At 68.4% G+C, this 19,049-nt stretch carries 19 protein-coding genes; 8 read left to right on the forward strand and 11 right to left on the reverse strand.

What is annotated here, in order from left to right:
- The first annotated feature begins 25 nt into the window (after positions 1–25).
- Positions 26–265, forward strand: a complete 240-nt coding sequence (locus F1C10_RS08470; RefSeq protein ID WP_185205398.1) for a hypothetical protein — start codon at positions 26–28, stop codon at positions 263–265.
- 50 nt (positions 266–315) lie between these two features.
- Positions 316–2,169, forward strand: coding sequence for an AMP-binding protein (locus F1C10_RS08475; RefSeq protein WP_185205400.1), 1,854 nt, complete (start codon positions 316–318; stop codon positions 2,167–2,169).
- A gap of 63 nt (positions 2,170–2,232) precedes the next feature.
- Here F1C10_RS08475 and F1C10_RS08480 read toward each other — a convergent pair whose 3' ends face one another.
- The 3 genes from F1C10_RS08480 to F1C10_RS08490 form a co-directional block, all read right to left on the reverse strand.
- Positions 2,233–3,438, reverse strand: coding sequence for an acyl-CoA dehydrogenase family protein (locus F1C10_RS08480; RefSeq protein WP_185205402.1), 1,206 nt, complete (start codon positions 3,436–3,438; stop codon positions 2,233–2,235).
- Positions 3,439–3,462: 24 nt separating this feature from the next.
- Positions 3,463–4,560: an acyl-CoA dehydrogenase family protein gene (locus F1C10_RS08485; protein WP_185205403.1), complete on the reverse strand. Its 1,098-nt coding sequence runs from the start codon at positions 4,558–4,560 to the stop codon at positions 3,463–3,465.
- A 69-nt stretch (positions 4,561–4,629) separates the two neighbouring features.
- A complete protein-coding gene (locus F1C10_RS08490) occupies positions 4,630–5,418 on the reverse strand; it encodes an SDR family NAD(P)-dependent oxidoreductase (protein WP_185205404.1) in 789 nt (262 codons plus the stop codon).
- A gap of 131 nt (positions 5,419–5,549) precedes the next feature.
- Between F1C10_RS08490 and F1C10_RS08495 the strand changes: the two genes are divergently transcribed.
- Positions 5,550–6,344, forward strand: a complete 795-nt coding sequence (locus F1C10_RS08495; RefSeq protein ID WP_258043148.1) for an enoyl-CoA hydratase/isomerase family protein — start codon at positions 5,550–5,552, stop codon at positions 6,342–6,344.
- Positions 6,341–7,114, forward strand: a complete 774-nt coding sequence (locus tag F1C10_RS08500; protein ID WP_185205406.1) for an SDR family NAD(P)-dependent oxidoreductase — start codon at positions 6,341–6,343, stop codon at positions 7,112–7,114. The genes F1C10_RS08495 and F1C10_RS08500 overlap by 4 nt, the downstream gene beginning before the upstream one ends.
- A gap of 64 nt (positions 7,115–7,178) precedes the next feature.
- On the opposite strand, the gene F1C10_RS08505 is transcribed toward F1C10_RS08500, so the two are convergent.
- Genes F1C10_RS08505 through F1C10_RS08525 form a run of 5 tightly spaced genes read right to left on the reverse strand, consistent with a single transcriptional unit; the run spans position 7,179 to position 11,538 of the window.
- A complete protein-coding gene (locus F1C10_RS08505) occupies positions 7,179–8,405 on the reverse strand; it encodes a cyclopropane-fatty-acyl-phospholipid synthase family protein (protein ID WP_185205407.1) in 1,227 nt (408 codons plus the stop codon).
- An 18-nt stretch (positions 8,406–8,423) separates the two neighbouring features.
- Complete coding sequence (locus tag F1C10_RS08510) at positions 8,424–9,179, reverse strand: molybdopterin-dependent oxidoreductase (protein WP_185205408.1); 756 nt, start codon at positions 9,177–9,179, stop codon at positions 8,424–8,426.
- Positions 9,176–9,874: a cytochrome b/b6 domain-containing protein gene (locus tag F1C10_RS08515; protein ID WP_185205410.1), complete on the reverse strand. Its 699-nt coding sequence runs from the start codon at positions 9,872–9,874 to the stop codon at positions 9,176–9,178. The genes F1C10_RS08510 and F1C10_RS08515 overlap by 4 nt, the downstream gene beginning before the upstream one ends.
- A 40-nt stretch (positions 9,875–9,914) precedes the next feature.
- Positions 9,915–10,676, reverse strand: a complete 762-nt coding sequence (locus tag F1C10_RS08520) for a sulfite exporter TauE/SafE family protein (protein ID WP_185205412.1) — start codon at positions 10,674–10,676, stop codon at positions 9,915–9,917.
- 31 nt (positions 10,677–10,707) lie between these two features.
- The gene (locus F1C10_RS08525; protein WP_185205414.1) at positions 10,708–11,538 is read right to left on the reverse strand and encodes a class I mannose-6-phosphate isomerase; all 831 of its coding nucleotides are present in this window, start codon (positions 11,536–11,538) and stop codon (positions 10,708–10,710) included.
- A 151-nt stretch (positions 11,539–11,689) separates the two neighbouring features.
- Between F1C10_RS08525 and F1C10_RS08530 the strand changes: the two genes are divergently transcribed.
- Positions 11,690–12,772, forward strand: a complete 1,083-nt coding sequence (locus F1C10_RS08530) for an outer membrane protein assembly factor BamD (protein ID WP_185205416.1) — start codon at positions 11,690–11,692, stop codon at positions 12,770–12,772.
- Positions 12,773–12,806: 34 nt separating this feature from the next.
- Positions 12,807–14,462: a DNA repair protein RecN gene (recN, locus tag F1C10_RS08535; protein WP_185205418.1), complete on the forward strand. Its 1,656-nt coding sequence runs from the start codon at positions 12,807–12,809 to the stop codon at positions 14,460–14,462.
- Positions 14,463–14,497: 35 nt separating this feature from the next.
- On the opposite strand, the gene rlmN is transcribed toward recN, so the two are convergent.
- From rlmN to F1C10_RS08550, 3 genes are all read right to left on the reverse strand, one after another.
- The gene (gene rlmN / locus F1C10_RS08540; protein WP_185205420.1) at positions 14,498–15,682 is read right to left on the reverse strand and encodes a 23S rRNA (adenine(2503)-C(2))-methyltransferase RlmN; all 1,185 of its coding nucleotides are present in this window, start codon (positions 15,680–15,682) and stop codon (positions 14,498–14,500) included.
- A gap of 79 nt (positions 15,683–15,761) precedes the next feature.
- The gene (locus tag F1C10_RS08545; protein WP_185205422.1) at positions 15,762–16,223 is read right to left on the reverse strand and encodes a hypothetical protein; all 462 of its coding nucleotides are present in this window, start codon (positions 16,221–16,223) and stop codon (positions 15,762–15,764) included.
- 17 nt (positions 16,224–16,240) lie between these two features.
- A complete protein-coding gene (locus F1C10_RS08550) occupies positions 16,241–16,882 on the reverse strand; it encodes a histidine phosphatase family protein (protein ID WP_185205424.1) in 642 nt (213 codons plus the stop codon).
- A gap of 226 nt (positions 16,883–17,108) precedes the next feature.
- On the opposite strand from F1C10_RS08550, the gene F1C10_RS08555 reads away from it, so the two are divergent.
- Together F1C10_RS08555 and dnaN are read left to right on the forward strand one after the other, a co-directional pair.
- Positions 17,109–17,759, forward strand: a complete 651-nt coding sequence (locus F1C10_RS08555) for an outer membrane protein (protein WP_185205426.1) — start codon at positions 17,109–17,111, stop codon at positions 17,757–17,759.
- 125 nt (positions 17,760–17,884) lie between these two features.
- Positions 17,885–19,003: a DNA polymerase III subunit beta gene (dnaN, locus tag F1C10_RS08560; protein ID WP_085808687.1), complete on the forward strand. Its 1,119-nt coding sequence runs from the start codon at positions 17,885–17,887 to the stop codon at positions 19,001–19,003.
- Positions 19,004–19,049 lie beyond the last annotated feature (46 nt).

Consider the following 19,049-nt stretch of genomic DNA (forward strand, 5'->3'; position numbering starts at 1 on the left):
CCGCTTCGCGCGGCGTTGGACCAGGATGATTGAGGTCCCCGCGCCCTATCACCCACCCGTCACACAGCGCGGCAAGCTGTCACTGCGGATCGGCAAGCGTGCGCGCCTCGTCGTGCGCGTCGAGGTGACGAGCGGCGGGCTGCTCGCCATCGGCGGCCTCGTCTCGTCGATCCTGCTGTCGACCGCTATACTAGTCGGCGCCGCGGTCGGCACCCCGCGGCGGCGCCAAGAAGAGCTTGAGGGCCGCGACGTGATTCAGCGCTAGGCGAGACTAATACAAGCGGCTTATATCGGGGCAAAATAGGAGAGACCCCGATGGCCACCGCCGCTGCCGTGCCCAACCCCCCGCCCTTCCGCCGTCTGCCGCAGAAGGGGCCGGACATCACCGTCGATCATCGCGACGACGGCACGATCCTGATCCGTTCGAACCACGCGATGGCCGAGCCCGCCCGCTCGATCCCGCATTTGATGGCCGAGCGTGCCGCGCTCCATCCCGATCGGCCGTGGCTGATGCAGCGCGCGCCGGGCCACGGGCCGTGGCAGGGCGTCACCTACGGCGAGGGCAAGCGCATGGCGGACAGCGTCGCGCAGTGGCTGATCGATCGCGGGCTGGGCGCGGGTGACGCGGTGATATGCCTCAGCGCCAATTCGGTGGCGCAGGGCATCTTGATGGTCGGCTGCTTCACCGCGGGCGTGCCGATCGCGCCGCTCAGCCCCGCCTACAGCCTCGTCTCGACCGATCACGCCAAGCTCAAACACTGTTTCGTCACCGTGCGCCCGCGCATCGTCTTCGCCGAGCAGGCGGCGATGTTCGAGCGCGCCTTCGATACGCTGCGCGCCCTCGATCCGTCGCTCACCTTCGTCACCGTCGACGGCGGCGCGGGCACGATCCCGTTCCGCGAGTTGACCGACACAGTCGCGACCGACGCGGTCGATGCGGCACGCGAGGCGCTGACGCACGACACCGTCGGCAAATATCTCTTCACCTCGGGATCGACCGGGATGCCCAAGGGCGTGCCGCAGCATCAGGGAATGTTCGTCAATCTCATCGCGGCGTCCGAAGGACTGCGCGACGATCCCGATCCAGTCGACCATCCGATCTCGCTCGACTGGATGCCGTGGAACCACATCTCTGCGGGCACGATCCACTTCAACGCCGCGATCGCCGGCGGCGGCACGCTGTACATCGACGAGGGCAAGCCGGTGCCCGGCCTGTTCGAGACGACGATCGCCAATTTGCGCGAGATCTCGCCGATGAGCTTCGGCTCGGCGCCGATCGCCTTTGCGATGCTCGCCGACGCGATGGAGCGCGACCCGACGCTGCGGCACGCCTTTTTCAAGAACCTGCGCGGCATGGGCTATGGCGGCGCGACGCTGTCCGACGATCTCTACGATCGCATGCAGGCGCTGGCGATCGCCGAGACGGGCGAGCGCATGCCCTTCACCACGATGTACGGCGCGACCGAGACGCTCGGCGTCACCGTCGTCCACTGGGCGTCGGAGCGCGTCGGGCTGATCGGCCTGCCGCTTCCGGGCAGCACGCTCAAGCTGGTGCCGAGCGGCGACAAGCTCGAGGTACGCGTAAAGGGGCCGACCGTCACGACCGGCTACCACAATGATCCCGAGAAGACCGCTGCCGCCTTCGACGAGGAGGGCTATTACATGCTCGGCGACGCGGCGCGCTTCCTCGATCCCGATCGGCCCGAACACGGGCTCGTCTTCGACGGGCGCGTGACGGAGGACTTCAAGCTCTCGTCGGGGACGTGGGTGTCGGTCGGCACGCTGCGGCCCGATATCGTCGCCGCCTGCTCGCCCTACCTCCAGGACGCGGTGATCGCCGGGCAGGACAAGGCGTTCATCGCGGTGCTCGCCTGGCCCTCCGCTTCGGCGTTGCAGACGCTCGCCGAGGCGACGCCGGGCGCCGACCCGTTCCCGACGCTTGAGGGGTTGGTGAAGGAAAAGCTGGAGGCGTTCAACGCCGAGGCGGGCGGATCGTCGCGCCGCGTCGGCCGCTTCACCATCTTGCGCTCGGCACCGTCGATCGACGGGGGCGAGATCACCGACAAGGGCTACGTCAACCAGCGCGCGACGCTCACCGCGCGCGCCGACATCGTCAAGGCGCTGTTCGCTGACGAGGTGGGCGAGCACATCATCGATCTGCGCGGCTGAACGAAAACCGCCGCCGTTCCGGGTTTTTCCGGGACGGCGGCGGCTTGGAAGCGCAGGTGCGTATCAGCGACCGACGGCAAGGTCCTTGAACGCCGCATCCTTGTCGGTGCGAATCTCGCCCGGCAGGCCGAGAACACGCTCGGCAATAATGTTCTTCAGGATCTCGTCGGTGCCGCCCGCGATGCGAAGGCCCGGCGCGTTCATCACCGCGCCCTGGAACAGGCCCTTGAGCGGCAGCAGCGCGGGATCGTTGATGATCCCATACTGGTCCTCCGCCTCGATCGCGGCATTGCCCAGATCCTGCAGCACGTTGGCGGCGATGATCTTGCCGATCGAGCTTTCCGGCCCAGGCGTCTGCCCGCGGCTCAGCGCCGTCATCGTGCGCATGCGGGTGTTACGCAGCCCTTCGGACTGGACGTACCAGTCGGCCAGCCGCTGGCGGAACGCACTGTCCTGGATCAGCGGGCCGTCCGCCGCGTCGAGGTCCTTGGCCAGCGCCAGGATCTCCTTCGGGCTCGCCCCGCTCGCCCCACCGACCGCCAGCCGCTCGTTCATCAGCGTGACCAGCGCGACCTTCCAGCCGTCGTCCACTGCGCCCAGCCGCTGCGCATCGGGAATGCGAACGTCAGTGAAATACACCTCGTTGAAGTTCGATCCGCCCGACATCTGGTGGATCGGCCGGATCTCGACGCCGGGCGACTTCAGATCGAGCCAGAACATCGTCAGGCCCTTGTGCTTGGGCACGTCGGGGTTGGTGCGCACCAGAACGATGCCGTAATCCGAATAATGCGCGCCCGAGGTCCACACCTTCTGGCCGTTCACCACCCAATCGTCGCCGTCACGCACTGCGCGGGTGCGGATCGCTGCCACGTCGGAGCCGCCGGCGGGCTCGGAGAACAGCTGCGACCAGATCTCCTCGCCGCGCAGCGCCGGGCCGACGAAGCGCTGCTTGGTTTCGTCATTGGCGAACGCCATCACCGTCGGTACGCACATGCCCAGGCCGATGGTGAAATAGCCGTATTGCACCGGGAACTTGGCCTCTTCCTGGCCGAAGATCACCGACTGGATCGGCGTGCCGCCAGCCCCGCCCCATTCCTTGGGCCAGGTGATCTGCGCGTAGCCGGCCTCGGCCTTGCGCTTCTGCCACGCCTTGCCGGCCGCCATGTCGTCGGCGTGGTTCATCGCCTTGTGCTCGGCCGCGTTCTTCTCGAGCCACGTGCGCGCGGTGGCGCGATACTCGGTTTCTTCGGGGGAATCGTTGAAGTCCATGGGTCTCGTCCTCTCGCTCGGCGCTCAGGCCGCGTTCTTCATCTCGAGCTGGCTCACCAGCCGTTCGCGCCACGTCGCCGGGGCACCTGCGACCAGGCTCAGCTGGCGTGACCGGCGGTAGTAGAGCTGCGGATCCGCCTCCCAGGTGAAGCCGATGCCGCCGTGCGTCTGGATATTCTCCTTGGAGGCGAACCAGAACGCCTCGCTCGCCGCGACACGCGCGGTCGCCGCCGCCAGCGGCAGGTCACCCGCGTCGGTGTTGAGCGCCCAGGCGCCGAAATAGGCGTTCGATCGCGCGACCTCGTTCTTGACGTAGATATCGGCAAGCTTGTGCTTGATCGCCTGATAGCCGGCGATGGCGCGGCCGAAGGCATGGCGGCTCAGCGCATATTCCTTCGCCATCTCCAGGCTCTTGTCGGCGCCGCCGATCTGCTCGAACGCCAGCAGCACCGCCGCACGATCGAACACCGCCTGCATCGCTGCGATGCCGTCCTCGTTGCCGAGCCGCTCGGCCGGCGCGCCCGAGAAGGTGAGCTTCGCCGCCGAACGCGTCGGGTCGAGCGTCGTCAGCACCTCGGCCGATACGCCTTCGCCCTTCTCGACCAGATACAGCCCGTCCTTCGCCAGCACGACGATCAGGTCGGCGACGTCGCCGTCGGTCACCGGGATCTTCTCGCCGGACAGCTTGCCGCCCGACACACTGGTACCGATCGAGCGCGCCGTCACCGGGCCCTTGCCCTCGGCGGTGGCGAACGCACCGATCACCTCGCCGGCGGCGATCTTCGGCAGCCACTTGGCCTTCTGTTCCTGCGAGCCGAACTTCATCAGCGCCTCGGCCACGAAATAGACCGTGGAAGCGAACGGGATCGGCGCGCACGCGCGGCCCAGCTCTTCCGCCAGTCCGCACAGCTCGACATGCCCCATGCCAAGCCCGCCGAACTCCTCGGGGATCGCGACGCCGAGCCAGCCCTGCTCCGCAACGCCCTTCCACAGCGCCTCGTCATAGGCGCGATCGGCGTTGTCGAGCACGCCGCGCACCACCTTGGCGTCGCACTTCGCGGCGAGGAACTTGCGCGCCTCGTCCTTCAGCATCTTCTGGTCGTCGGAATAGTCGAAATTCATCTCACTCTCCCCGCCCGCCCGCCCGTGCCCAACCTGTCGTGGCACGGTAGAGAGGACATGATCCGTTGATTAGCGCGGCTGCATCCGGATCGCGCCGTCGAGCCGCACGTCCTCGCCGTTGAAATAGCCGTTGCGGCACATCTCCAGCGCCAGTTTGGCATATTCCTCGGGCATGCCGAGCCGCTTGGGGAAAGGCACCATTGCCGACAGCGCGGCCTTCACCTGCGGTTTCGCGCGGCCGAGCAGCGGCGTATCGAAGATGCCCGGCAGAATGGTGTTGCAGCGGATGCCTTCGGGCGACAGGTCGCGCGCGACGTTCAGCGTCATGCCGATGATGCCGGCCTTGGCCGACGCATAGGCGACCTGCCCCACCTGGCCTTCCTCGCCTGCGACACTCGCGGTGTTGACGATCGCCCCGCGGTCGCCGTCCTCGGTCGGTTCCAGCGTCATCATCCCCGCCGCCGCGCCGACGATGCAGCGGAACGTGCCGACGAGGTTGAGCTCGAGCGTCTTCTGGTAGTTCTCGACCGGATAGGGCTTGATTGAGCCGTCCTCCTTCGACCGCGCGACCGTTTTGTTCGGGCCGCCGAAGCCGCCGCCCGCGCAATTGACCAGGATCCGCTCCTGCCCGTTCGCCGCGCGCGCCTTGGCAAAGCCGGCGTCGACCGACGCCTGATCCATCACGTCGACCTCGCAATAGGTCGCGCCGATCTCCTCGGCGACGCCGGGGCCGATCTCACCGTTCTTGTCGAACAGCGCGACCTTGACGCCTTCCGCCCGCAGCGCCTTCGCCGTCGCGAGGCCCAGCCCGGAGGCGCCCCCGGTAATGATTGCCGCGATATCCGAACCCAGTTTCACTCAGCCTCTCCCCAGCTCGAACGCGGGCCGATTGCGACCTCGCGATTGCAGGATAACTTTAGTTATGTAGAGTGGCCCGTCAACAGATCAGTGCAACAGACATGAGTGGGAGAGGCCTGTTGGAATATGAGATGATCTCGGTCGAGCGCCGGGGCGAAGTCGATTGGGTGACGATGAACCGCCCGCACGTGCTGAATGCGCTCAACGATCGCCATGTCGAGGAATTGAGCCACTATTTCGGCGCGCTGCACAAGGATCGCGACTGCCGCGTGGTCGTGCTGAAGGGCGCCGGCCGCGCCTATTGCGCGGGGCTCGACCTGCAGGAGGGCGGTCGCTCCGAATTCGACACGATCGATCGCCTCGCGCACCAGCGCTCGATCGCCGAGATCGTGATGAAGATGCGCTATTGTCCGCAGCCGATCATCAGCCTCGTCCACGGCCCCGCATGCGGTGGTGGGTTCGCGATGGCGCTGGCGTCCGACATCCGCATCGCGGGCGAATCGGTGCGCATGAACGCCGCCTTCATCCGCATCGGGCTTTCCGCCTGCGACATCGGCGTCAGCTACTTCCTGCCGCGCCTGGTCGGCGCGAGCGTGGCCGCGGAGTTCATGCTGACCGGCAATTTCATCACCGCCGATCGCGCGCTTGCCACCGGCCTCGTCAGCCGCGTCGTGCCCGACGATCAGATAGAGGAGGCCGCCGCGCCACTGATCGAACAGATGCTCACCACCTCGCCGATGGGCCTCAGGCTCACCAAGGAATGCCTGCGCATGTCGATCGACGCGCCCAGCCTCGAGGCGGCGGTGGCGATGGAGGATCGCAACCAGATCCTGTGCGCGACCGCGCCCGATTTCGGCGAGGGGATCAAGGCGTTCTTCGAGAAGCGCCGCCCCGATTACACCAAGAAGAAGGAGCAGGCGGCATGAACGGGGGACTTGAGGGACGCGTCGCGCTGGTAACCGGCGGGGGCCGCGGCATCGGGCGCGAGATCGCGCTACGGCTGGCACGCGACGGCGCGGACGTCGCGGTGAACTACCGCAAGGACGCCGACGCAGCCGAAGAGGTCGTGCGCGAGATCGAGGGCCTCGGCCGCCGCGCCAAGGCCTATGCCGCCTCGGTCGACCGGTTCGAGGACTGCGCCGCGATGGTCGATGCAGTGGTGGCGGACTTCGGCGGGGTCGACATCCTCGTCAACAACGCCGGCATCGCCAGCCGCGGGCAGAGCGTCGCCGATACCGATCCGGGCGAGTTCGAACGCGTGATGCGCACCCATGCCTTCGCGCCGCATTATATGTCGAAGCTGGTCCTGCCCTCGATGCGCCAGCGCGCGAAGGAGAACGGCCGCGGCGACATCATCATCATCTCGAGCGTCGCGACGCTGTACCACGCCCCCAACGGCGCGCCCTATTCGATGGGCAAGGCCGCGTCGGAGGCACTCGCGCTCGTGCTGTCGAAGGAGGAGCGCGCGAACAACATACGCACCAACATCGTCGCCCCCGGCCTGACGGTGACGGACATGGGCGAGCGCCTGGCCAAGGCGACGCGCGGCGTCGCCGACATCCACGATCTCGCCGCCCAATCGCCGTTCGGCCGCGTCTCCACCCCGGCGGACGTCGCGGCGGCGGTGGCCTATTTCGTCTCGGCCGACGGCGAATATGCCAACGGCCAGAAGATCAACCTCCACGGCGGCGGCTGATCGCATCCGCCCGCACCGTCATCCCGGCCGGCAAACCGGGGTGACGGCGCCGCGATCGAACCGCTCAGCCGCGCAGCCCCCGCTCGCCCTCGATCATATAGTCGCGCGTCACCGGCACCGCGGTGCGGCTCTTGGTCAGCTGGATCTGGTAATTGCACATGCCGCCGTTGCGGAAGGCAGACGCCGCACCCGCCAAATAAAAGGTCCACATGCGGAAGAAGCGTTCGTCGTAGAGCGCGACGATCGCGGCCTTCGCCGCCATCGTGCGATCGTACCAGTGATCGATCGTCCAGGCGTAATGCAGCCGCAGCACCTCGATATCGGTCGGGAACAGCCGCAGCCCTTCGTAGGCGGTGACGATCTCGCTCAGCGCGGGATTGTACCCGCCGGGGAAGATGTACTTGGCGGTCCAGTCGTCGGTCGTGCCCGGCCCGCCCATCCGGCCGATCGTGTGCAGCAGCATTACGCCGTCGTCCGCCAGCAGCTCGCGGCACTTGCGGAAGAAGGTGCGATACTGCGGCGGGCCGACGTGTTCGAACATGCCGACCGACACGATGCGATCGAATTGCCCTTCGACGCGGCGATAGTCGATCAGCTCGAACTTGACGCGATCGGCGACGCCCGCCTCGGCGGCGCGCGCGCGCGCGACCTTCAGCTGCTCTTCGGACAGCGTCACGCCGAGCACGTCGACATCGAAATGCCGGTGAAGATACAGCGCCATACCGCCCCAGCCGCAGCCGATGTCGAGCACGCGCATGCCCGGCTTCAGCGCCAGCTTGGCTGCGATATGCGCCTTCTTGTCCTGCTGCGCCTGTTCGAGGCTGTCGGCGGGATCGGTGAAATAGGCGCAGCTGTACTGCTTGTCGCGATCGAGGAAGAGATCGTAGAGCCGCCCCGACAGGTCGTAATGGTGCGCGACGTTGCGCTTCGATCGCCGCTCCATGTTGATCCGGTCGAGCCGATAGCGCACCGCACCGAACGCGCGCGTCGCGGCGCTCGGCTTCAGGTTGCGCTCCCCGCCTTCCCAGCGGCTGTTGCGCTTCAGCAGCTCGACGAGATCGCGTACGTCACCCTGCTCGATGATCAGCCGCCCGTCCATGTAGCATTCGCCGGCGCCCAGCGCCGGGTTGCGCGCGATCGCCAGCGCGACGCGCCGGTCGGCGAAGCGGATCGTGACGTCGGGGTAGCCCTCCTGCGGGATACCGAAGGTCGCCGGCGCCGCGCCGGGGCGGTGGAGGGTGAGACGGCCGCGCTTCACCGCGCGGGACAGGAACAGATCAATCAACGCCATGGCGCGCGCACGTACCAATCAGATGCCGGCGTACCAATCGTAATCGACATTGTCCTCCCAATACCCGCCCTTGCCACGGCCGATGCCGGCGAGGCTGGCGACCGCATCGATCCGCATCAGATACTTGGCGTGTTTGTATCCCAATTGCCGCTCGACACGCAGCCGGCACGGCGCACCGTTCGCCACCGGCAGGAAGCGATCGTTGAGCGCCCAGGCAAGGATCGTCTGCGGATGGAACGCGTCGACCAGGTCAATCGATTCGTAATAGGGCGCACCGCCATAGAGATCGGCACAGGTGAAGACGATGTAGCGCGCCCCATCCCGCATGCCGGCGGCCTTGAGAACGTCGCCCAACCGTGGGCCTTGCCACTTGCCGATCGCGCTCCAGCCCTCGACGCAGTCGTGCCGCGTGATCTGCGCCCGCTGCGGCAGCGCGCCGAGATCCTTGAGGCTGAACGACAGCGGGCGCGCGACCATCCCGCCCACCGCCAGCCGCCAGTCGGCGAAATTGCCGGCCCGGAGTGCGCCATATTCGGGGGTACCGGGATCGCGCGTGCCGTTCGGTCGGAAGAACGGCGACCGTTGCTCGGGCGCGAACTCGGGCACGAGCGCGTCGCGGTCGGTCAGCGCACGTTGCAGGCCGCGATGCATGTCCTCGCCCAGGAACAGGATGCGCCGCGCGGCAGGCTGCTGGATCACCCGGTCGCATCCGGCGAGCAGCACCGCACCGCTTGCCGCTGTTCCCGCGATCAGCCCCCGCCGCGAGACGATCATGGCCTTTGCTCCTCTGGCACGCGCCACCAGCCGGTGATGACCGAGCGCAGTTCGTTGAGCGGCCCGGCGAGGATCACCAGCACCAGGTGGACGACGACGAACAGCGTAATCGCGATCATGCATAGGAAATGGATCGACCGCGCCGATTGCCGCCCGCCCAACACGTCGAGCAGCCACGGCCAAGCCGCGTTCATGCCGGGTGATAGCGCGAGGCCGGTAAGGACGACCAGCGGCAGCAGCACGAAGATGACGCCGACGTACGACAGCTTCTGCAACAGATTGTACGCCTGCGGATCGGCCGGATCGTGGAAGCGGAACGCTAGGTGTTCGCGCACGTCGGCAGCGACGTGTCGCACCGTCAATTCGCGCCGGCGCACGCGCAGATCGCGCGCGAAATGCCGGTTGAGTAGTCCCGCGATCATGTAGCCGAGCAGCCCGAACGCCAGCACCAACGCGAAGAACAGGTGCCAGCGTCGCGACAGCGCGAGATTGTAGTTCGCCGGGATCGTCAGCCAGGCGGGGAAGCGCGGCAGCTCCCACCATGCGGCATCGAAGTTCGCGCCGTATCGTCCCCAATAGAGCCGCGGATGCGCGTTCGAGATGCCGAGCCCCGAGCCGATCAGAATGAAGATCGCGATCGCGTTGATCGCGTGCCACAGGCGCGTCACGAAGCGATGGCGATAGATCACGGTCATCGCCGGCAGCCTAGACCAAAGCGGAACGTGCCGACAGCATTCATCCGCCGTACGCCCGCCAGAAGAATACCGCCGTCGTCGCGCCGGTAACCAGCAGCGTCCAGACGCGCACCGCGCCCGGCGGCAGGCGCTTGCCAATTAGCGCGCCTGCCCAGCCGCCCGCGATCGCCCCGATCAGCATCGGGATGCCGAGTTGCCACGCCACCATCCCGGCCGCGACGAAGACGATCGCGGCGGCGGCATTGGCGACCGCGAGCATCAGCGTGCGCGGCGCGAACAGCTTGCGTGGGTCGAGCCCGGCGAGCAGCCCGTAGGTCGCCGTCATCATCAGCCCCACGCCGCCGCCGAAATAACCGCCATAGATGCCGAGCAGCGCCTGCGCCGCCACCAGTGAGCGCGGCCCGATCGTAACGCGCCGCGCGAGCCACGCCGACGCGCGCCTGCCGAAGGCGAGCACGACGAAGGCGTAGAGCACCAGCCACGGAACGATGAGATCGAACGTGCGCGTCGGCGTCACGACCAGCAGCGCGCTGCCCGCGAGCCCCGCGACGAAGGTCACGCCGGACAGCGTCCGTACGCCGACGCCGCCGACCGGGGCGAGTTCGTCGCGGAAGCTCCACGCGCTCGTTGCGGCACCCGGCAGCAGCGCGACGTTGGACGTCGCATTGGCAACGTTCGCGGGCAGTCCCGCGGCCAGCAGCGCGGGCAGCGTCGCGAAGGTGCCGCCGCCGGCGAGCGCGTTCATCGCCCCGCCGACGAACCCCGCCCCCGCCGCCAGCGCCGCTCCAGCGGCATCGATCATCGCGAGCGCCGCGCTGCGGACGCGTCGCGAGTCAAGCGTCGATCCGCTCGGTTCCGGTATAGGCGAACAGCAGGTCGGCATCGTTCGAGGCGTGCACGATCTCCTCGCCCGTCAGCATCACGCACTCGCCCGCCTTCCACGCGACGCCGCCGACCACGCCGTGGCCACGCACCGGCACCAGCCAGCCGGGCTTGCCCTCCGGCAGGTGCACCGTTCGCTCGCCACCGGTCCACCGCTCGAGCACGAACTTGGGCCCTTCGACCAGGATCGTACGCCCCGGCGCCACCTCGCCCGGCCGCGGCGGCGCGACATAGGGGGTAAGCTCCGCCACGGCGACGCCGTCGTCGAGGTGAAGCTCGCGCGGGCGCCCGTAGTCGTACAGGCGATAGGTGGTGTCCGAATTCTGCTGCACTTCGATCAGCGTCAGCCCCGCGCCGATCGCGTGGATCACGCCGGAATGCGAGTAATAGAAGTCGCCCGCCTTCACCTTCTTCCAGTCGAGCTTGTCCTCGATCGATCCGTCGAGCGCACTCGCGCGCAGCTCCTCCGCCGTCATCGGCTGCTTCGGCCCGATCGCGATCGTCGAATCGGGCTGCGCATCTAGGATCAGCCAGCATTCGTCCTTGCCACGCGGCAGCCCGCGCTTCTGCGCCTCCTCGTCCGACGGATGGTCCTGCACCGACAGCTTCTCGCTGGTGAACAGATACTTGATCAGCATCTCGGGCTCGTCGGGATGCGGCGACTGGAACCACACCTCGCCGATCGGCTCGCCGCCGGACGCGGGATCGGGAAAACCAGGGTATAATTTGTGGCGGCCCCACGGCTTCTCGACGCGCTTGGTCGCCAGCAAGGTTGCAGTCATGTTGGTACCCCGATGATGAATGGCTGTGCTACCCGCTCAACGCCGCCGCGACCAAGCCGTTTCATTCCGCCTGCATATCGTTCCGCCCGTTCCAGCCCCGCTCGTTTCGCCATTGTTCGCACGCGCGGCCCTGCGCTAAAGGCTCATTCCGATGCGTATCTCCCCGTCCCTGTCCCGGCCCCGTGGCGTTCGGCCGTCCCGTTCCAAGGCGGCCCGCCCGCTCGTCGCCCTGCTGATCGCCGCGGTCGCGCTGCCGATGGCGGGATGCGCGCGCAATCGCGCCGGCAAGGGCGATCTGCCCTATGTCGCGCGTGACGTCGGCACGCTGTACAGCGCCGCGCGCGAGAAGCTCGACCAGCGCCAGTACAAGGTCGCCGCGGCGCTGTTCGATGAGGTCGAGCGCCAGCATCCCTATTCGGTGTGGGCGCGCCGCGCGCAGTTGATGGGCGCGTTCAGCAACTATCTCGCGAAAAGCTACACCGAGGCGATCCAGGGCGCGCAGCGTTTTCTCTCGGTCCACCCCGGCAACCGCGATGCGCCCTATGCCTATTATCTCATCGCGATGAGCTATTACGAGCAGATCAGCGACGTGACGCGCGATCAGAAGATCTCGGTCCAGGCGCAGGACGCGCTGGGCGAACTCACCCGCCGTTATCCCAACACGCGCTACGCCGCCGACGCGCGGCTTAAGATCGATCTCGTGCGCGATCACCTCGCGGGCAAGGAGATGGAGGTCGGCCGTTTCTACGAGCGCCGCGGCCAGTGGCTCGCCGCGACGATGCGCTTCCGCAAGGTCGTCGACGATTATCAGACGACCACGCACACCCCCGAGGCGCTGATGCGGCTGACCGAGACGTATCTGGCGCTCGGCGTGCGCGAGGAGGCGCGGCGCAGCGCAGCGGTGCTTGGCGCCAACTATCCCGAGACCGACTGGTACAAGCGCGCCTTCGATCTGCTCGGCGAGAACCCCGTCATGCCGGTCAAGCCGCTCGCACCGGGCGAGCAGGTCGTCCCGCAGCTCACCGTCCCCGCTCCCGCCGCGCCGCCGCGGACCGAGGTGGAAGTGTTGCCGATCGAAGACGCGCCGACGCCGCGCGCCGAGGCCCCGGGCGCGCCGACCCCGGCGACCACCGCCGGCGGCGCCGGCGCGACGCCCGGCGGCAATGCGCCGAGCAACGCAACGCCGACCGGCGTCCAGCCCGGCACGCCCCCGGCACCGCCGCAGGATCAGTGAGGCACCGCCCGCGGCGCCGGGCGTTGAACCGCGCATGCTGACCGCGCTTTCGATCCGGGACGTCGTGCTGATCGAGGCGCTCGACCTCGATTTCGGTCCCGGGCTCGGCGTGCTCACCGGTGAGACGGGCGCGGGCAAGTCGATCCTCCTCGACGCGTTGGGGCTCGCGCTCGGCGCGCGCGGCGACAGTGGGCTGGTGCGCCACGGCGCCGCGCAGGCGAGCGTCACCGCCACCTTCGATCCCCCCGCCGATATCGCCGGTCTGCTCGACGACAACGGGATCGAGGCGGAGCCGGGCGAGCCGCTGATCGTGCGCCGCGTCGTCAAGGCGGACGGCGGCAGCCGCGGGTTCCTCAACAACCAGCCGGCGTCCGCTGCGCTGCTGCGCGAGCTCGGCACGCGCCTGGTCGAGATCCATGGCCAGCATCACGATCGCGGCCTGCTCAACCCGCGCGGCCACCGCGCGCTGCTCGACACGTTCGGGCGGCTCGACACCGCCGGGGTATCCGACGCCTGGCGCGCATGGCGCACCGCCGACGACGCGCTCCTCGCCGCGCGCGCCGAGATCGAGACCGCGGCGCGCGATCGCGAGTGGCTCGACCATGCCGTCGCCGAGCTCGACGCGCTCGCCCCCGAGGCCGGCGAGGAAGAGGTTCTCGCCGAGCGCCGGCGCATCATGCAGCGCTCGGAGAAGATCACCGAGGATTTGAACGCGCTAGTCGATGCGCTAGAAGGATCGGACGGTGCGCTCGCCAGCATGCGTCAGGCCGCGCGCATCCTCGATCGCATCGCACCCGATCACCCGGCGCTGGCCGAAGCCTTGGCGGCGCTCGACCGCGCGGTGATCGAGACGAGCAATGCCGGCGAGCAGGTCACCGAGGCGAGCCGCGCGCTCGCCTATGATCCGCGCGCGCTGGAGGACGACGAGGCGCGGCTGTTCGAGCTACGCGCCGCCGCGCGCAAGCACCGCCTCCAGCCCGACGATCTTGCCGCGCTCGCCGACGAGCTGCGCGGCCGCCGCGACCGGCTCGAGGCGGGCGAGGAAGGCATCGCCGCGCTCGAGCAGCGCGCGGCCAAGGCACGCGAGGCGTACGTCGCCGCCGCCAAGCGCCTGAGTGACGCGCGCCGCGCCGCCGCCGCCAGGCTCGACGCCGCGGTTGCGGGCGAACTGCCCCCGCTCAAGCTCGACGCGGCGCGCTTCCGTACCGGCGTCGCGCCGTTGCCGGAGGATCAGTGGAGCCCCTTCGGCCAGGATCGCGTCGAGTTCGAGATCGCGACCAATCCCGGCGCGCCCTTCGCGGCGCTGATCAAGATCGCCTCGGGCGGCGAACTGTCGCGCTTCATTCTCGCGCTCAAGGTCGCGCTGGCGGAGGAAGGCGGCGCGGCGACGATGATCTTCGACGAAATCGATCGCGGCGTCGGCGGCGCAGTCGCCTCCGCGATCGGCGAGCGCCTCGCGCGTCTCGCGACCGCCACGCAGCTACTCGTAGTCACGCACTCCCCGCAGGTCGCGGCGCGTGGCGCGGCGCATCTGCTGATCGCCAAGCGCAACGACGGCGTGGTGACGCGCACCGGCGTGCGCCAGCTCGACGATGCGGAACGGCGCGAGGAGATCGCGCGCATGCTCTCGGGCGCGACGATCACTGACGAAGCCCGCGCGCAGGCCGACCGCCTGATCGAGACGGCCTGATCCCCAGAGTCAGCGGGTCGCGATGCGCTGCCCGCTCACCCGAGTGCCGCGAGCTTCTCCTCGGCCTGCCGATCGAGCTCGGCGCGGCTCTTCTTCTCCGCCGCGGTCTTGAGCTGGCCGCACGCGGCATCGATGTCGCGCCCGCGCGGCGTACGCGTCGGCGCGGAGAAGCCGCCTTCGAAGATGATGTTCGAGAAAGCGCGGATCCGCTCGGGCGTCGAGCACTCATACGGCGCGCCCGGCCACGGATTGAACGGGATCAGGTTCACCTTCGCCGGCAGCCGGTAATGCCGCAGCAGCCGCACCAGCTCGCGCGCGTCGTCATCCGAATCGTTCTTGTCCTTGAGCATCACGTACTCGAACGTGATGCGCCGGGCATTGTTTGCGCCGGGATAATCCGCGCACGCCTGCAGCAGCTCCTCGATCCCGTACTTGCGGTTGAGCGGCACGATCTCGTCGCGCACGTCCTTCGTCACCGCGTGGAGCGAGACGGCGAGATTGACGCCGATTTCCTGCCCCGCGCGTGCCATCATCGGCACCACGCCCGACGTCGACAGCGTGATCCGCCGCTTCGACAGCGCGAGCCCGTCGCCGTCCATCACCACCGAGAGCGCGTCGCGCACGTTGTCGAAATTGTACAGCGGCTCGCCCATGCCCATCATCACGATGTTGGTCAGCATGCGGCCTTCGGGCTGGCTCGGCCATTCGCCCAGCCCGTCGCGCGCCAGCATCACCTGCCCGACGATCTCGCCCGCGGTCAGGTTGCGCACCAGCCGCATCGTGCCCGTGTGGCAGAAGCGGCAGTTGAGCGTGCAGCCGACCTGGCTCGACACGCACAAGGTGCCGCGATCCGCGTCGGGGATGAACACCATCTCATAGTCCTGCCCGTCGTCCGACCGGAGCAGCCACTTGCGCGTCCCGTCGACGGAGACCTGCGCCTCGACCACCTGCGGTCGCCCGATCACGAACCGCTCGGCAAGCCACGGGTGCTGCGCCTTGGCGATGTCGGTCATCACCGAAAAATCGGTCGCGCCGCGATTGTAGATCCAATGCCAGATCTGCTTGGCGCGCAGCTTCGCCTGCTTGGGGTCGAGCCCACCGGCGGCCAGCGCCTCGCGCAGCTCGGCCTTGGAAAGGCCGACCAGATCGACGCGGCCATCCGCCCGCGGCGTCACGGCACGCGCGACGGGCACGGGATCGATGTGCCCGGGGATGGGCATGGGCGCAGCCGACGGTGTTTGCATCGCGCGCATATAGCGCGAAACGCGGCGAACTTCCAGCGTCACGGCCTGGCGGCGGTCAGCCGAGACACCCGAGCGTCGCCGCATCGATCGCGGTCGCCGCGCCGCCCAGCGCGTAGCTGTCGGCGAAGGCGCGCCCTGACGCGCTCACCGCCGACACGCTCATGCTGCGCCCCCCGCGCATTGCGGCGACGATCGCGCGATCGGTCGCGGCATCGGGCGCCCAGGCGGCGCGCGCGTTGCCCGGCAGCGTGAAGCGCCGCTCGCCGATCGCTAAAGTCGCCGGCGCCCCCGCGCTGCGCGCGCTCGACAGGCGGATGTAGATCGCTGGTCGCCCGTCGCGGCCGAAGTGTGCGGCGACGCTGGCGAACGGCCGCAAGCGCGCGCTGCCACCGGCACGCAGCGGTTTGCTGATCGCGTAGCAGCGCGCCGGATCGCCATCACGAAACGCGCCCCACGCGTCGTACACGCCGATCGCCGTCCGCTCGCCAGCCAGCAGCAGCGCCACCGCCAGGATCATCGTCGTTCCCGCCGCGATCAGGCCGGGGCGTAGCCGGTGCCGAGATGCACCACCTGCTCCACGCCGCGCTCGATCATCGTCACCGTGCCCTGCGGATGCCCCGGCAGCACCGGCGCCCCGCATGCGTCGAGCGGCGCCCCCGTCATCACCCCGCGCAGCACGCGGCTCGAGATGCCGTGCATGATCACCAGCCGGTCGCCCGGATCGTCCGCGGTATCGGCGAGCCAGCCCGACACGCGATCCGCGATCGCCTCATACCGCTCGCCGTCGGGCGCGGGTCGCAGCAGGCCCCGTTCGTCCACCACCGGCCCCACTTCGCCGATCACGTTGGCGTAATAGCGCCCGCCCCAGCTGCCCATGCCGATCTCGATCAGCCGGTCGTCGTGCCGCGCATCGTGCCAGTCGAGCTCAAGATGCTCGGCCACGATCGCCAGCGTCTGCAGCGCGCGCCCGGTCGACGACGCCCACATCGTCAGCGCCGGCTTCGCGCCCAACGTCTGCCGCAGCGCCCGCCCCATCTCCTCCGCTTGTGCGAACCCAGCGCGGGTAAGCGGGGTATGTGGCGCGTCGCCCTGCAACCGCCGCGCCGCGTTGAACACCGTCTCGCCGTGGCGCGCGATGAAATCACGGCCACGCCGCGCTTGATGATCGATCGTCATGCACGCGTTGTCGAGTGCGGCGGCAGCGAAAGCAACGGCTTTCGATCGTCACCCCGGCCATCTTCCCGCCCGCATCGGCTGGGCATCCACCGCCGCCGCTTCAACCCCCTGTGGCGCAGAAACCACGGAAATCCCTGTTTATCTGGGGTTCATGCAACGTGGCCGCGCTTCGACCATTGGCGCTTTCCCCGCCGCGTTTCGGCGGAGCATGTAGATGGAGTCATTCATGCGTAACCTCATCCTGGCGACGCTCGCCGCCACCACCATTCTCGCCGTCCCCGCCGCCGCGCAGGATGCCGGACCGTTCACCGGCCCGCGCGCCGGCGTGATCTTCGGCTATGACGCGCTGCGCCCGGGCGACACGCAGGATTCGCTGATCCGCGGCGATCAGGGCAGCGACGGTTTCCTCTACGGCGGCGATCTCGGCTACGATGTCGCGTTCAACGGCCTCGTTGTCGGTGTCGAGGGCGAGATCACCGGCTCGACCGGGCGCGTGACCAACGATCCGCGCGATCCCAACGACTTCGGCTTCGGCCGCGTCAAGGCCGGGCGCGATCTCTACATCGGCGGCCGCATCGGCTTCATCGCCACGCCGACGACGCTGATTTACGGCAAGGTGGGCTACACCAACGCGCGACTCGACCTGACGCGCGACGACACGCGCACCGAGACGGGCCGCAACTTCAACCTCGACGGCTTCCGCGTCGGCGCGGGTGTCGAACAGTCGCTGACGCCGCGCACCTACGCGAAGCTCGAATATCGCTACTCAAACTATGGCGATGCGCGGCTCAACTATCCGAACGGCGCCAGCACCGGCACCTTCGGCGTCGATACCGATCGTCACCAGGTCGCCGCGGGTGTCGGCTTCCGTTTCTGATCGTTAACGAAACCGAACTATCCACCGAAAAAGAGGGGTCGGGGCGCTTGCTCCGGCCCTTCGCGTTTGGCTAGGAAACCGGGGAGTTGCCCCTGGTCGAATCCGGCGGGCCGGGGGACGTGAGAATGAAGGCGACGATCGAACGCGCGACGCTCCTGAAGGGGCTGAGCCATGTGCAATCGGTGGTGGAGCGTCGCAACACCATTCCGATCCTGTCGAACGTCCTGCTCGAGGCGACGGCGGAGGGCACGCTGCGGCTAATGGCGACCGATCTCGATCTTCAAATCAACGAGAACGTCGCCGCCGCGGTCGATCAGCCCGGCGCGACGACCGTTTCGGCGCACACGCTGTTCGACATCGCGCGCAAGCTCCCCGAGGGCGCGCAGGTCTCGCTCACCGCCGCCGACGGCCGCATGGCGATCGTCGCGGGCCGCGCGCGCTTCTCGCTCGGCACGCTGCCGCGCGACGACTTCCCGGTGATCGCCGAGGGCGAGCTGCCGACGCAGTTCGAGATGCCCGCCGAGGCGCTGAAGCAGATCATCGACAAGACGCGCTTTGCGATCTCGACCGAAGAAACGCGCTACTATCTCAACGGCATCTTCTTCCACGTCGCCGATGCCGACGGATCGCAGCCCGTACTGAAGGCCGCGGCGACCGATGGCCACCGCCTCGCGCGCGTCACGCTGCCCCGCCCCGAGGGTGCGGAAAACATGCCCGACGTCATCGTGCCGCGCAAATGCGTCGCCGAACTGCGCAAGCTTCTCGACGAGGTCGACGGCTCGGTCGGCGTATCGCTCAGCGGCACCAAGATCCGCTTCGATCTCGGCAAGGCGATCCTCACGTCGAAGCTGATCGACGGCACCTTCCCCGATTACAGCCGCGTCATCCCGACCGGCAACGACAAGATCCTGAAGCTCGACCCGTCCGCCTTCATGGAGGGCGTCGACCGCGTCTCGACAATCGCGACCGAGAAGACGCGCGCGGTCAAGATGGCGCTCGATCGCGACAAGATCACGCTGTCGGTGACGAGCCCCGAGAACGGCACCGCGGCAGAGGAAGTCCCCGGCGAATATGTCGCCGCGCCGTTCGAGATCGGCTTTAACAGCCGCTACCTGATGGACATCCTCGGCCAGATCGACGGCGACGTCGTCGAAGTTCACCTCGCCGATGCCGCCGCACCGACGCTTATCCGCGAGAACGACAAGGCGCCTGCGCTATACGTCCTGATGCCGATGCGCGTCTGATCCGTGGCCCCGGAGGCGCGTGCAGCTGCCGCTCGGTCACGCGCCG

The organism is Sphingomonas sp. NBWT7 (assembly GCF_014217605.1).
In the GTDB taxonomy this organism is placed as follows: Bacteria; Pseudomonadota; Alphaproteobacteria; order Sphingomonadales; family Sphingomonadaceae; genus Sphingomonas.

Coding starts and splice junctions, on each gene's coding strand:
- F1C10_RS08495 (WP_258043148.1), top strand. CDS start 5,550: ATGATCTCGGTCGAGCGCCGGGGCGAAGTCGATTGGGTGACGATGAAC.
- F1C10_RS08545 (WP_185205422.1), bottom strand. CDS start 16,223: ATGATCCTGGCGGTGGCGCTGCTGCTGGCTGGCGAGCGGACGGCGATC.
- F1C10_RS08525 (WP_185205414.1), bottom strand. CDS start 11,538: ATGACTGCAACCTTGCTGGCGACCAAGCGCGTCGAGAAGCCGTGGGGC.
- F1C10_RS08550 (WP_185205424.1), bottom strand. CDS start 16,882: ATGACGATCGATCATCAAGCGCGGCGTGGCCGTGATTTCATCGCGCGC.
- F1C10_RS08500 (WP_185205406.1), top strand. CDS start 6,341: ATGAACGGGGGACTTGAGGGACGCGTCGCGCTGGTAACCGGCGGGGGC.
- dnaN (WP_085808687.1), top strand. CDS start 17,885: ATGAAGGCGACGATCGAACGCGCGACGCTCCTGAAGGGGCTGAGCCAT.
- F1C10_RS08480 (WP_185205402.1), bottom strand. CDS start 3,438: ATGGACTTCAACGATTCCCCCGAAGAAACCGAGTATCGCGCCACCGCG.
- F1C10_RS08530 (WP_185205416.1), top strand. CDS start 11,690: ATGCGTATCTCCCCGTCCCTGTCCCGGCCCCGTGGCGTTCGGCCGTCC.
- F1C10_RS08475 (WP_185205400.1), top strand. CDS start 316: ATGGCCACCGCCGCTGCCGTGCCCAACCCCCCGCCCTTCCGCCGTCTG.
- F1C10_RS08485 (WP_185205403.1), bottom strand. CDS start 4,560: ATGAATTTCGACTATTCCGACGACCAGAAGATGCTGAAGGACGAGGCG.
- F1C10_RS08520 (WP_185205412.1), bottom strand. CDS start 10,676: ATGATCGATGCCGCTGGAGCGGCGCTGGCGGCGGGGGCGGGGTTCGTC.
- F1C10_RS08505 (WP_185205407.1), bottom strand. CDS start 8,405: ATGGCGTTGATTGATCTGTTCCTGTCCCGCGCGGTGAAGCGCGGCCGT.
- recN (WP_185205418.1), top strand. CDS start 12,807: ATGCTGACCGCGCTTTCGATCCGGGACGTCGTGCTGATCGAGGCGCTC.
- F1C10_RS08555 (WP_185205426.1), top strand. CDS start 17,109: ATGCGTAACCTCATCCTGGCGACGCTCGCCGCCACCACCATTCTCGCC.
- rlmN (WP_185205420.1), bottom strand. CDS start 15,682: ATGCCCATCCCCGGGCACATCGATCCCGTGCCCGTCGCGCGTGCCGTG.
- F1C10_RS08515 (WP_185205410.1), bottom strand. CDS start 9,874: ATGACCGTGATCTATCGCCATCGCTTCGTGACGCGCCTGTGGCACGCG.
- F1C10_RS08510 (WP_185205408.1), bottom strand. CDS start 9,179: ATGATCGTCTCGCGGCGGGGGCTGATCGCGGGAACAGCGGCAAGCGGT.
- F1C10_RS08470 (WP_185205398.1), top strand. CDS start 26: ATGATTGAGGTCCCCGCGCCCTATCACCCACCCGTCACACAGCGCGGC.